Source organism: Dorea sp. YH-dor226 (assembly GCF_039832105.1).
Taxonomy (GTDB): Bacteria; Bacillota; Clostridia; order Lachnospirales; family Lachnospiraceae; genus Dorea_A.
This window is the reverse complement of record NZ_JBDOHS010000001.1, coordinates 142,367-154,550: the sequence shown is the minus strand read 5'-3', so window position 1 is coordinate 154,550 and position 12,184 is coordinate 142,367. Positions and strand designations below refer to the sequence as shown.

11 protein-coding genes and 1 tRNA gene are annotated in these 12,184 nt (G+C 43.4%); 10 read left to right on the top strand and 2 right to left on the bottom strand.

Annotated elements, in window-relative coordinates; genetic code table 11:
• Positions 1-3: 3 nt before the first annotated feature.
• The 8 genes from selD (at position 4) to ABE547_RS00815 (ending at position 8,247) form a co-directional block, all read left to right on the top strand.
• Positions 4-1,044, top strand: coding sequence for a selenide, water dikinase SelD (selD, locus tag ABE547_RS00850; protein ID WP_235250325.1), 1,041 nt, complete (start codon positions 4-6; stop codon positions 1,042-1,044).
• A gap of 36 nt (positions 1,045-1,080) precedes the next feature.
• A complete protein-coding gene (gene selA / locus ABE547_RS00845) occupies positions 1,081-2,484 on the top strand; it encodes an L-seryl-tRNA(Sec) selenium transferase (RefSeq protein ID WP_347376989.1) in 1,404 nt (467 codons plus the stop codon).
• Positions 2,485-2,497: 13 nt separating this feature from the next.
• On the top strand, positions 2,498-4,414 hold the full coding sequence (selB, locus tag ABE547_RS00840; protein ID WP_347376988.1) for a selenocysteine-specific translation elongation factor: 1,917 nt from the start codon (positions 2,498-2,500) through the stop codon (positions 4,412-4,414).
• Positions 4,411-5,322 carry a selenium metabolism-associated LysR family transcriptional regulator gene (locus ABE547_RS00835; RefSeq protein WP_347376987.1) on the top strand — a complete coding sequence of 304 codons (912 nt, stop codon included), beginning with the start codon at positions 4,411-4,413 and terminating at the stop codon, positions 5,320-5,322. The genes selB and ABE547_RS00835 overlap by 4 nt, the downstream gene beginning before the upstream one ends.
• Before the next feature lie 133 nt (positions 5,323-5,455).
• A complete protein-coding gene (locus tag ABE547_RS00830; RefSeq protein ID WP_347376986.1) occupies positions 5,456-6,610 on the top strand; it encodes an aminotransferase class V-fold PLP-dependent enzyme in 1,155 nt (384 codons plus the stop codon).
• Positions 6,611-6,656: 46 nt separating this feature from the next.
• The gene (gene yedE / locus ABE547_RS00825; RefSeq protein WP_347376985.1) at positions 6,657-7,754 is read left to right on the top strand and encodes a YedE family putative selenium transporter; all 1,098 of its coding nucleotides are present in this window, start codon (positions 6,657-6,659) and stop codon (positions 7,752-7,754) included.
• Positions 7,755-7,804: 50 nt separating this feature from the next.
• A complete protein-coding gene (locus ABE547_RS00820) occupies positions 7,805-8,008 on the top strand; it encodes a sulfurtransferase TusA family protein (protein ID WP_347376984.1) in 204 nt (67 codons plus the stop codon).
• 2 nt (positions 8,009-8,010) lie between these two features.
• The gene (locus ABE547_RS00815) at positions 8,011-8,247 is read left to right on the top strand and encodes a DUF3343 domain-containing protein (RefSeq protein ID WP_235251086.1); all 237 of its coding nucleotides are present in this window, start codon (positions 8,011-8,013) and stop codon (positions 8,245-8,247) included.
• Positions 8,248-8,374: 127 nt separating this feature from the next.
• Here the strand turns inward: ABE547_RS00815 and ABE547_RS00810 are convergent, their stop codons facing one another.
• Together ABE547_RS00810 and ABE547_RS00805 are read right to left on the bottom strand one after the other, a co-directional pair.
• A complete protein-coding gene (locus ABE547_RS00810) occupies positions 8,375-8,962 on the bottom strand; it encodes a helix-turn-helix domain-containing protein (protein ID WP_347376983.1) in 588 nt (195 codons plus the stop codon).
• Positions 8,963-9,057: 95 nt separating this feature from the next.
• Positions 9,058-10,092: a proline racemase family protein gene (locus ABE547_RS00805; RefSeq protein WP_347376982.1), complete on the bottom strand. Its 1,035-nt coding sequence runs from the start codon at positions 10,090-10,092 to the stop codon at positions 9,058-9,060.
• 328 nt (positions 10,093-10,420) lie between these two features.
• On the opposite strand from ABE547_RS00805, the gene ABE547_RS00800 reads away from it, so the two are divergent.
• Positions 10,421-10,518: transfer RNA gene (locus tag ABE547_RS00800), tRNA-Sec, on the top strand.
• A gap of 219 nt (positions 10,519-10,737) precedes the next feature.
• Positions 10,738-12,153, top strand: coding sequence for a proline reductase-associated electron transfer protein PrdC (gene prdC, locus ABE547_RS00795; RefSeq protein ID WP_347376981.1), 1,416 nt, complete (start codon positions 10,738-10,740; stop codon positions 12,151-12,153).
• Positions 12,154-12,184 lie beyond the last annotated feature (31 nt).

Genomic DNA, 12,184 nt, shown 5'->3' with positions numbered 1-12,184 from the left:
AACATGAAATCAGATGTGAAATTGACAAGTTTAAGTAAGACGGCTGGCTGAGCGGCTAAGATAGGTCCGGAGACCCTTGCTCAGGTTCTGAGTAAGCTGCCGACATTTCAGGATGACAATTTAATCGTAGGAATTGAAACTTCTGATGACGCCGCAATCTACAAAGTGACTGATGAGATCGCAATGATTCAGACCGTTGACTTCTTTACTCCGATTGTAGATGAACCATATATGTTCGGACAGATCGCAGCGGCCAATTCTCTCAGTGACGTATGGGCAATGGGAGGCGAACCGGCTGTTGCGCTTAACATAGTCGGATTCCCCAACTGTCTGGATCCGGCGATATTGGGCGACATCCTTGCGGGTGGAGCGGCGAAAGTGAAAGAAGCAGGAGCGGTACTGGTAGGAGGACATTCTGTACAGGACGATGAACCAAAATATGGCCTGTGCGTGTCTGGATTTGTACACCCTGATAAGATATTTAAAAATTATGGCTGTAAGCCAGGCGATATATTAGTTCTTACGAAGCAGATCGGAAGCGGAATTGTCAATACGGCAATTAAAGCAGATATGGCATCCCCTGCTGCAATCCGTGAAGCGCAGATGGTAATGGCATCTCTGAATCAGAAAGGCAAGCGGGTAGTCGAAAAATACCAGGTGTCAGCGTGCACAGATATCACCGGATTCGGACTTCTGGGACACTGTGTGGAGATGGCTTCAGCAAGCGAAGTGACGTTTGAGATCAACGTAAAAGATATAGCATATCTTACGGATGCGATTGATTATGCAAAGATGGGACTTGTTCCGGCGGGTGCATATAAGAATCGCGGATACTCCATCGGAAAAGTAGAAGTCGGGGCTGTGGAAGAGCATTATCTGGATCTGCTCTATGATCCGCAGACGTCAGGGGGACTTTTGATCAGTGTTTCCCCAAAAGAATATGATGCTATGATGAAAGATTTCAAAGAGGCGAATATGGAGACTGCAATATCAGTTATCGGAAAAGTAAGTCCAAAAAGTGACAAACTGATTCGTCTGTTTTAAAAACATAGCTGTAAGGTGAGGAAAAGGGAATAGAAAATGAATAAAAATGTATTATACCGCAGTATCCCGAAAGTGGATATACTGTTGGGAGAGAAACAGATTCAGGAGATGATTGAGCGATACAGCCGCGATACGGTTATGGAAGCAATCCATGAAGAGATGGAAAAACTTCGTGCATATATCGGCAGATGCGAAGAAGAAGAAAAGGCAAAGGCTCAGATCGACGCATTGACAGACAATATCTGTATTGCTGTGGAAGCAATGCATACGCCGAATATGCGTACAGTGATCAATGGAACTGGAACGATTCTTCATACCAACCTGGGAAGAGCGCCGATCAGTCCGGAACATATGAGACATATCGCAGAGATCGCAACGGGATATTCGAACCTGGAATACAATCTGGAAGCAGGAAAAAGAGGCGAGAGATATTCTCATTTTGAGAAGCTTCTCTGTAAGATTACCGGAGCAGAAGCAGCGATGGCGGTTAATAATAATGCCGCGTCGGTTATGCTGATCCTGAGCTCTCTGGCAAAGGGCGGAGAAGTTGTGGTTTCCCGTGGAGAGCTGGTTGAGATCGGCGGAAAGTTCCGAATTCCTGACGTAATGGAGCAAAGTGGAGCATCTCTGGTTGAAGTCGGAACTACGAATAAGACGCATTACGATGATTATGAGAATGCGATTACAGAAGAGACCAAAGCACTTCTGAAGGTTCACACCAGTAATTACAGAATCGTCGGTTTTACAGAACACGTTGAGATTGACGAATTGATTCCGCTGGCGAAGGAGCATGACATTCCGGTGATTGAAGACCTGGGAAGTGGTGTGCTGATCGATCTTGCAAAATACGGATTGACACATGAGCCGACCGTACAGGAATCCATCGCAAAAGGAGCAGACGTTGTGTGCTTCAGCGGTGATAAGCTGCTCGGAGGGCCGCAGGCCGGAATCATCATCGGCAAGAAAAAGTATATTGATATGATGAAGAAGAATCAGCTGACCAGAGCGCTGCGAATTGATAAATTTACTGCAGCAACACTGGAAGTAGTACTGATGGAATATCTGTCTGAAGAGAAGGCAATCGAAAATATTCCGGTACTTCGAATGATTACGGCTTCTCTGGAAGATGTATCCAGAAAGGCAAAGAATCTTGCGAGAATACTGAGAAGAGGCGAACTTGAGGCAAAGATACAGGTAGTACCGTGTGAATCACAGATCGGAGGCGGATCGCTTCCTCTGGAACGGATTCCGAGTCAGGCAGTGGCGATACAGCCGACCAGGATCAGCGTTCCGGAACTGGAAGAATGCATGCGTCATCTTCCGGTACCGGTGATTCCCAGAACGGTGAATGATATGATTCTTCTGGATGTGAGAACGATAGAAGAGCGGCAGTTTAAAGTCATTGCCAGTCAGTTGAAAAGTTTGCTATCAGAGAACTAGAGGGTAAGACGGAATGAAAAATATTATTATAGGAACAGCAGGACATATAGATCATGGAAAAACGACGCTTATAAAGGCTCTGACAGGGCGAAATACAGATCGCTGGGAAGAAGAGCAGAGACGAGGAATAACGATTGACCTGGGATTTACGTATTTTGATCTCCCGGGAGGGGACCGTGCCGGAATTATTGATGTACCTGGTCATGAAAGGTTTATCAATAATATGGTTGCCGGCGTTGTGGGAATGGATCTTGTTCTTCTGGTAATCGCTGCAGACGAAGGAATCATGCCGCAGACCAGAGAGCATATGGATATCCTGAATCTTCTGGGAATTGAGAAAAGTATTATTGTATTGAATAAATGTGATCTGGTTGATGAAGAATGGCTGGAACTTGTGGAAGAAGAAGTAAAGGAAGAACTGGAAGGCACATTTCTTGAACATGCACCGGTCGTAAAAGTATCGGCAGCTACAGGAGAAGGTCTGGAAGGACTTGTTCAGATGATCGAGCATCTGACACGTGATGAAGTGATTCAAAAGGATGTGAATACAATTCCGAGACTTCCGATTGACCGTGCATTTACACTGTCTGGATTTGGTACGATCATCACAGGTACACTCGTGTCGGGAACCATATCGAAGGAAGATACACTGGAGATGTATCCGATTGGGAAAGAATGTAAGATTCGTAGTATCCAGGTCCATGGTGAAGATAAAAAAGAATGTTATGCAGGACAGCGCGTGGCTATTAATCTTTCAAATGTGAAGAAACGGGAGATTAAAAGAGGCTGTGTTCTTGCACCGCCAAACAGCATGAAGAATACTGATCTTCTGGATGTCCGTCTGAATGTTCTGGATTCTTCCATGCGTGTGCTTACTAACCACACCAGACTGCATTTCTTTACAGGAACAAGCGAAGTGTTGTGCCGGGCAGTTCTTTTGGATAAGGAAGAGATCGGGCCGGGAGAAAGTGGATATGTTCAGCTCCGGCTGGAAGAGGAAGTCGCCGTAAGACGCGGGGACAAGTTTGTCGTGCGTTTCTATTCTCCGATGGAGACGATTGGAGGAGGAGTAGTGCTTGAACCGAATCCAAGGATTAAAAAACGTTTCCAGCAGGACGTGATTGAGGAACTGAGCAGGAAAGAATCTGGTTCTTCTGCAGATGTAATTGAGATGCATGTAAAAAGCCATGCAGATACTTTGATTACAGTGTCAGAACTGGCGAAACTTACAGCTCTTTCTGCTGAAGAAGTAAAAAATGATGTTGAAGAGCTGAAAGAACAGGGGAGTGTATGTACATTCCCGATGCGGAAGGATACGTATGTCTGGCATGCGGATTCTGCACGTGAAGCAGAGCGTACGCTTCATAAAGCTTTGGAGGAGTATGAAGACAGGTATCCATATCGATATGGTATGAAAAAGGCAGAAGTACAGATGACATATTTTCAGAAGATCAAACCGAACGTTTTTGATCAGATTCTGGAGATGCTTGAAAATGGCGGAAGCCTGAAGCGAGTGGATGAATTTCTGTGTACACCGGAATACGAGGTCAGAAAAGATGGAACGTATCGTGAGGTATCGGAGAAGCTTCTTGCTGCATTTGAAAAGGCAGGATATGACTTTGTGCGGTACTCGGAGATTGATTGCGGAAAAGAATCAAAAGAGCTGAAAGATGATATCCTGAACATTCTGCTGGAGGAAAAGCGTGTTGTAAAAGTGACAGAGGACATGTATACTCTGTGTTCTTATATGGAACAGGCAAAAGAAAAGATACAGGAACAGTTAAAGGATAATCCGGTCATTACAATCGCGCAGGTGAGAGATATGTTTGCGACCAGCCGAAAGAGCGCGAAACCGATTCTGGAATACATGGACAGTATCAAGGTGACCAAAAAGACCGGAGCAGAGAGTGAAAGGGTTGCGTATTCATGAATTTAAAACAGTTGGAGGCCTTTGTTCAGGTGGCGGAAGGGGGCAGTTTTTCAAAAGCTGCAAAAGAATTGTTTTTAACCCAGCCGACGATCAGTGCACACATTGCAGCACTGGAAAAAGAACTGAACGTGAGGCTGTTTGTGAGAAATACAAAAGAAGTCAGTATGTCAGATGACGGAAGAGAGTTATATCAGTATGCAAGACAGATCATTGATCTTCAGAAAAAGATTGAAGAAAGGTTTGAGTCGGGAAAAGATGGTGGAAAGCATCTGATCACAATTGCAGCATCTACGATTCCGGCACAGTATCTGCTGCCGAAAGTGCTGATTCAGTTTAACGAAAAATATCCGCAGGAACAGTTTAAGATTCTGGAGACTGACAGCAGCAAGGTGGTAACGCAAATCGTAGATCATGTGGCAGATATTGGATTTACAGGAACGGTTCTGGAGAAAAAGCATTGCAGGTATATTCCGTTTTACAAAGATGAGCTTGTGATTATTACACCAAACACAGAAAAATACAGAAAACTTCAGGAAGAATCCGTCGGCAATATCAAATGGATCATGGAAGAGCATATCATTATGCGGGAAGAAGGGTCCGGAACAAGAAAAGAAGCACAGAAGCAGCTGAAGCATGCAGGCATAGTTACCGATAATCTGAAAATAATCGCAAGTATTGAAAATCAGGAGACGATCAAAAAGTCCGTAAGACAGGGAATGGGAATCTCGGTATTGTCCAAACTTGCGACGGCAGATGAAGTGGAAGCCGGATTCATGTTGGCCTTTCCGATTCCGAAAGCGGATAAGGGAAGAGATATCAATCTGGTATATAATAAGAATTATCAGCTGTCCAGAAGTGCAGAACGTTTTATTAAGGTTGTAAAAGAAGTTTACGATATTGAACGATAACAGACAGGCACTATCTATAAATATGAACTATAGGTAGTGCTTGTTTATTCGTCTTTTCGATTAGACTCTGATACGCGAAAATACTATACTAATCTTATATGGGATATCTGTGTGCAGATAAAAGGAGAATAATATGATATATATGGATAATGCGGCTACGACAATGCACAAGCCGCAGGAAGTGATCGATGCAGTAGTCAGAGCGATGAGTTCTATGGGAAATGCAGGAAGAGGTGCGAATGAAGCGTCGCTCAGTGCGTCAAGGATTATATATGATACCCGTGAAAGACTTGCTAGGCTGTTTGGGGCTAAGGATGCAAGAAGAATCGCATTTACGAATAATTCTACAGAGAGCCTGAATATTGCGATTAAAGGGATTTTAAGTCCGGGAGATCATGTAATTACAACGATGCTGGAACACAACTCTGTGCTTCGTCCGTTGTATGAGATGGAGAAGAAAGGTGTAAAACTGACGATCGTTCCCAGTGACAGCAGGGGATGTCTGGATATTCGTGATATTGAAGAAGCCATCACATCGGATACAAAGATGATCGTATGTACCAATGGCTCGAACCTTACCGGCAATTATATTGATGTAAAGCCGATTGGGGAACTGGCACACCGTCACAATGTTCTGTTTGTAGTAGATGCGTCTCAGACTGCGGGGGTATTTCCGATAGATGTAGAGGATATGAAGATAGATATTCTGTGCTTTACCGGACATAAAGGACTTCTGGGACCGCAGGGAACCGGAGGAATCTATGTCAGAGAAGGTGTAGAGATCCGCCCGTTAAAAACGGGAGGCAGTGGGATACAGACATACAGTAAGACGCATCCGATCCAGATGCCGACGGCTCTGGAAGCGGGAACGCTGAACGGACATGGAATAGCCGGGTTACATGCCGCACTTGCGTATCTGGAGCGTACCGGAATTGATGAGATCAGGGCCCGGGAGCAGAGTCTGATGCGTCGTTTTTATGAAGGAGTGAAAGAGATTCCGGGAGTAAAAATCTACGGAGATTTTTCACAGGAAAACCGATGTGCGATTGTTACGCTTAACATCGGAGAATATGATTCTTCAGAAGTGAGTGATGAGCTTCTTACAGAATATGGAATTTCTACCAGACCGGGAGGGCATTGTGCACCGCTTATGCATGAGGCGCTGGGAACGGTAGAACAGGGGGCTGTAAGATTCAGCTTTTCCCATTATAACACGGAAGAAGAAGTGGATATTGCGATAAGAGCGATCCACGAACTGGCAGAAGAGCCGGAACCGGAGACACTGTAAAGCGCCCGGAATGGTGCTTCCCAGAATGAAAAAAGGAGGAAATGACATGAATTTAACAGATTCAAAGAAAAAACTTGCGCTGGGCGGCGCAGTGTGTGGTATTGTAGCGGCATGCCTCGCATTACTTGGAAACCCGGCAAATATGGCATTTTGTATTGCGTGCTTTATTCGTGATACAGCAGGTGCATTTGGCATGCATCAGGCAGAGGTGGTACAGTATGCAAGACCGGAGATCATCGGACTTGTCCTTGGTGCTTTTATTATCTCTGTGGCAACAAAAGAGTATTGTGCAACTGCGGGTTCATCACCGATGATCCGATTTGTGTTGGGTATCATCATAATGATTGGTGCGCTCGTGTTCCTTGGATGCCCTCTGCGTATGATTATTCGTATGTCAGCCGGTGATCTGAATGCATGGGTTGCTCTGATTGGATTTATCCTTGGTATCGCGACTGGTGTATTTGCGCTTAAAAAAGGCTTCAGTCTTGGAAGAGCATATGTAACAAATAAGGCAAACGGTGTTGTAATGCCGGCGATCGTTGTGGGAATCCTGATTCTTGCTCTTTGTACTTCACTCTTAAAAGCAAGTGAAGCAGGACCGGGAAGTCTGCACGCGCCGATTATTGCATCTCTGGTTGGAGGTCTGATCTTTGGAGCAATTGCACAGAAGTCAAGAATGTGCTTTGCCGGAAGTATCCGTGATATTATTCTGATGAAGAATTTTGATCTGTTCAGCGTAATTGCAGGACTGTTCGTTGTAATGCTTGTATTCAATATTGCAACCGGAAGATTTGTACTGGGCTTCAATACACCGGGAGTGATCGCTCATTCTGAACATCTCTGGAATATTCTTGGAATGTATACCGTAGGATTTGCGGCAACTCTTGCAGGCGGATGCCCACTTCGTCAGCTGATTCTTGCCGGACAAGGATCATCCGATGCGGCGATGACGGTTGTTGGTATGTTTGTCGGATCGGCAATCTGCCATAACTTCGGGCTTGCGGCAAGCGGAACAGCAATGAATGCAGAAACACAGGAAGTAGTTGCCGGTGCAGTACCGCTTAACGGAAAAGTTGCCTGCATTATCTGCATAATTATATGCTTTGTAATTGCATTTACAAACAAGAGAAAAGAAGCAAAATAAGGTTGAAATATTAAGGTATACATAGTATTCTAGGAAAGAAGGTAAATAATATGAAAGAAGTAGATGCAAGAGGTCTTTCTTGTCCGGAACCGTTAATGCTGACTGCTGAAGCTCTGAAGGCTGCAGACGGACCGGTAAAGGTGCTGGTTACAGAACCACATCAGAAGATGAATGTAGAAAAATATGCAGAAGAACATGGGAAAAAACCTGTTTCTACGGAGAAAGATGGCTTCTACGAAGTGGTGATTGAGTAGAAATGAGAAAAAAAGAATTAAAACTTGTTGTGACCTTTCATACCACAGCGGATGCGATGGCTATGGAGAAAGCGTGTAAAGAACATCAGGTTCCGGGAAGGATTATCCCGGTTCCAAGAGCTATATCGGCAGGGTGTGGTCTGTCCTGGTGCGCGGATCTGTCAGACAGAGAAGCGATCGTTTCAATGATGAAAGAAGCAGGGATAGAGGAAGAAGAAATACACGAGTGTATGGTCTGAAACACAGGTTTTTGTACTTTGTGTAAAACTTTATGTAAGTAAAATGAATAAAAGGGACGGAATTCTGTATAATATGTGTAATACAGAATTCCGTCCCTTTTCAGGTTACGGTGATTTCATGATTCCATTATACTCCTTTGACAAAAGTGTCCAGTAGATGAGGAAGTAATTTATTGCTGTATTCGGTCAGAGAATACTTTCCCTTGCAGAGAGCCCAATCATATAGCAGTGCACGCTCATACATGGCATAGATATTCATTAACTCTTCTGCAGTGCTGGTGTTTTTAAACTCGCCTTTTTCTAATCCATTAGAAAATATTTCAGTAAGCCATTTGAAGTAGAATCTTTTTTTGTCAGAAAGTGACTTCTTGTCTTTTGTCGTAAGCTGCGATGAATAAAGATAAGCAAGCAGATGAATATCTACGCTGGTCTCAATCATGTAGAACAGCTCGTGATTCAGAAAAAGAAGCTTTTCACATTCAGAAAGAGTAGGATCGATAACAGTTGAAAGTTCCTCATATTTCTGGTCAAGCAGATAGGAGAGAGAATTCAACAATGATTCTTTCCCCTTGAAATAATGATAAAAGGTTCCTTTGGATGTCTTGGACGCTGCGATAATATCTTCTACGGTTGTCTGGTCATATCCTTTTTTGTAAAAAAGAGTCCAAGCGGCTTTTACGATACGACTTTTTGTGGACAGGCGTTTGCGTGGCATTGGCGCTCATTCCTTTCGTGTTTTTTTATAAATAGAAGCGGATCTTGAAATCCGCTTCCATAATCAGTGTGAATTATTCCGATTTTTAGAAATGATTATCCTACCTGGAAACCATATTTCAATGGATCTGTCGGATCAATCAGATATGTAGCAACACCCGTCAGGTAGCAGCTTCCTGTAATCATAGGGATCACTGCGTCATAATCGGCAACCTTGGTTGTTTCTTTGATTACGCCTTTGAATAAAGATCCGATAAAGCTCTCGTAAATGAATTCTTCTCCGACAGCGAGTTCACCCCAGTGATGAAGAGTTGCAAGTTTTGCACTTGTACCTGTTCCACATGGTGAACGGTCAGCCATAGCATCTCCGAAGATAACTACGTTTCTCATAGAAGCTTTGTCCGGATTTGGAGTTGGGCCGTAGAATTCAACAAGGTCAACTGTATCAATGTCAAGAAGAGGATGCTTTACAGGAATTTCCTTATTAATTGCATCTAACATCTTCATTCCAAGTTTTGCATATTCAGGAACAGACTTTGGATTGATTTCGCCAAGATCAAGCTTGGTTGTATCAACTAATGCAAAGAAACTTCCGCCAAAGGAAATTGTAAATTCAATTTCTTTTCCGTCAATTACAACTTTCTGGTTTTCTTTGTAAACAAAAGAAGGAACGTTTGTTAATGTAACACTTTCAACTTTTCCGTCTTTTACGATTGCTTTTGTACGGATCAGTCCGGCAGGAGCATCCAATGCTACTTCATTCTCTCCTTCATGAGATTCAACAAGTCCGGCTTCGATCGCAACTGTTACGGCACCGATCGTACAGTGACCGCACATGTTCAGATATCCGCCTGTATCCATAAACATTACACCGAGATCTGCTTCCGGATTGATTGGTTCGCAGAGGAAAGCACCAAACATATCATGATGTCCTCTTGGTTCGAACATAAGAGCGGTACGAACATGATCATAGTTCTGCTCCATCCATTTTTTCTTTTCGATCATTGTGTTGCCTTCCGGCTCAGGAAATCCACCGATAACGACGCGGCAGAATTCACCAACTGTGTGAGCATCTACGACTTGAAGTGCGCCTTCAAAACGAGAAAAATCCACATTTGCTTTTAACTCCATAATTATAAACCTCCTTAGATATAGCTGGTGAGTCTTATAGAGGATATCTATAAGACTTTATAAAAACACGTTAAAGATTTGACATCTTTGCGGTGCCTTTTTTATGTGCATCTGACACTAGAATGGTAGAGCAAATTATGTGAAAAAGGACAGAATGCTGACAGAAAATTCACAAATAGACTACGTTCTAGTATGTCGTACAATTCTTTATTATCATTATGGATGAAAAAGCTTGAAAAGTCAATGCTTTTTTGGTAATATAAATTTAAATAAAACAGTTGAAATATCTGCTGAATTATGGTAGAGTAATCTGCGTGAAAATGAATATGGGGGTAGATGGGTGACTGGTGTGCCTCCTAGTCTTCAAAACTAGTGTGGGGCGTTAAGAGCGTCCTGGGTGGGTTCGATTCCCACATGCCTCCGCCAAAAAAAGAATTTTCTCGTTAAAATATCATCGAAATAAGAGATCTATAGAAAATATTAATAAGTAACAAGGGTGTTGTTGGGTTAAAGAAAATATCAGGTGAATATGTTTCACATGATATTTTTGCAAATTTATTTTAAATTATAAATAATTAATAGAATGTTAAGAAGCCGGCGAGGTGTCGCTTCTTGCATATATAAAAAGAAAAGGAGAAGAGTGTTATGGGAAGAGTACAGTTGTTATTACGTCAGCACGTAGGTGCTCCATGTGCTCCATGTGTAGAGGTTGGAGCTGAAGTAAAAAAAGGTACACTCATTGCAACTCCTACCGGACTTGGAGCAAATATTTTCTCAAGTGTATATGGTAAGGTAGTTGAGATTACAGATGATCGCATTATTATTGAGGCTGCAGATGAGCAGCCAGACGAGTTTGTTCCGATTGATGTTCCGGCGGATGCGAGCAAGCTTGATATGGTGAAGGCAGCTGGTGTTGTTGGTATGGGTGGTGCAGGATTCCCTACAGGAGTGAAGCTGAACATTAACCTTTCTGAGACACCTCTTGGGGAGATGAATCCGGAGATCAATCCGGAGATTGATGATGTAGAAGAGCCAGGGAAATACAGCTACATCTTAGTTAATGCAGCAGAGTGCGAGCCGGGACTCGAACACAACATCAGACAGCTTGAAGAACAGTGCGACAAATGTCTTCGTGGTGTAAAATACTGTATGGAGATCACACAGGCTGACAAGGCAATTTTCGCAATTAAGAAGAAAAACAAAAAGGCTGTAAAGACATTGCTGGCAGCAATTGAAAATGAAGAGAATATTTCATTACACCTGCTTCCGGATATTTACCCAATGGGTGAGGAGCGTGCGGTTGTTCGTGAGTGTCTTGGATTAAACCTTGATACAACACAACTTCCGTCAGCTGCAAGAGCCGTTGTTGTTAACCTTGAGACAGCAGCAAGAGTTGCTGAGGCGATTGATGAAAAGAGACCATGTATCAGCAAGAATATGACGGTACGTGGAAATATTAAGGGCGGAAATGCAGCACATGTATTCATGGATGTTCCGATTGGCGTATCTGTTGGCGAGATGATCGAAAAAGCTGGTGGACTTGACAAACCGGATGAGGTTGGCGAAATTATCATGGGCGGAGCTTTCACGGGACGCGCAGCAGAACTTGACGAGCCAACAACAAAGACAACAGGTGGTATCCTTACAACATACAGAATGCCGGATCTTACAGATAAGAAAGTGGGACTTCTTGTCTGCGCGTGTGGTGGTAGCGAGGCACGTATGCGTGTAATCGCAGAAAAGATGCACGGCGAGGTTGTGTCTGTATGCAGATGTAAACAGGCAATTGAAAACAAACCGGGTGCACCGCTTAAGTGTCTTCGTCCGGGAAACTGTCCGGGACAGGTTAAGAACAATATGCAGTTTAAGAAAGATGGATGTGAATATATTATCATTGGTAACTGTTCAGATTGTTCAAACACAGTTATGGCATCTGCTCCGCAGATGGGACTGAAAGTATTCCATCAGACAGACCATGTTATGAGAGCGGTTGGTCACGCACAGTACCGTCAGCTTACAGTATCTAAATGGGTTGACCAGGATATTGATGTAGAAGACTAGTTATGGTATAAATTGCGGAAGCAAGGAGTGA

What these genes read in the sequence shown, in the direction of transcription:
- ABE547_RS00820 (WP_347376984.1), top strand. Translation starts at nt 7,805, where the DNA reads ATGAAAGAAGTAGATGCAAGAGGTCTTTCTTGTCCGGAACCGTTAATG.
- prdC (WP_347376981.1), top strand. Translation starts at nt 10,738, where the DNA reads ATGGGAAGAGTACAGTTGTTATTACGTCAGCACGTAGGTGCTCCATGT.
- ABE547_RS00815 (WP_235251086.1), top strand. Translation starts at nt 8,011, where the DNA reads ATGAGAAAAAAAGAATTAAAACTTGTTGTGACCTTTCATACCACAGCG.
- ABE547_RS00835 (WP_347376987.1), top strand. Translation starts at nt 4,411, where the DNA reads ATGAATTTAAAACAGTTGGAGGCCTTTGTTCAGGTGGCGGAAGGGGGC.
- selB (WP_347376988.1), top strand. Translation starts at nt 2,498, where the DNA reads ATGAAAAATATTATTATAGGAACAGCAGGACATATAGATCATGGAAAA.
- yedE (WP_347376985.1), top strand. Translation starts at nt 6,657, where the DNA reads ATGAATTTAACAGATTCAAAGAAAAAACTTGCGCTGGGCGGCGCAGTG.
- selA (WP_347376989.1), top strand. Translation starts at nt 1,081, where the DNA reads ATGAATAAAAATGTATTATACCGCAGTATCCCGAAAGTGGATATACTG.
- ABE547_RS00810 (WP_347376983.1), bottom strand. Translation starts at nt 8,962, where the DNA reads ATGCCACGCAAACGCCTGTCCACAAAAAGTCGTATCGTAAAAGCCGCT.
- ABE547_RS00805 (WP_347376982.1), bottom strand. Translation starts at nt 10,092, where the DNA reads ATGGAGTTAAAAGCAAATGTGGATTTTTCTCGTTTTGAAGGCGCACTT.
- ABE547_RS00830 (WP_347376986.1), top strand. Translation starts at nt 5,456, where the DNA reads ATGATATATATGGATAATGCGGCTACGACAATGCACAAGCCGCAGGAA.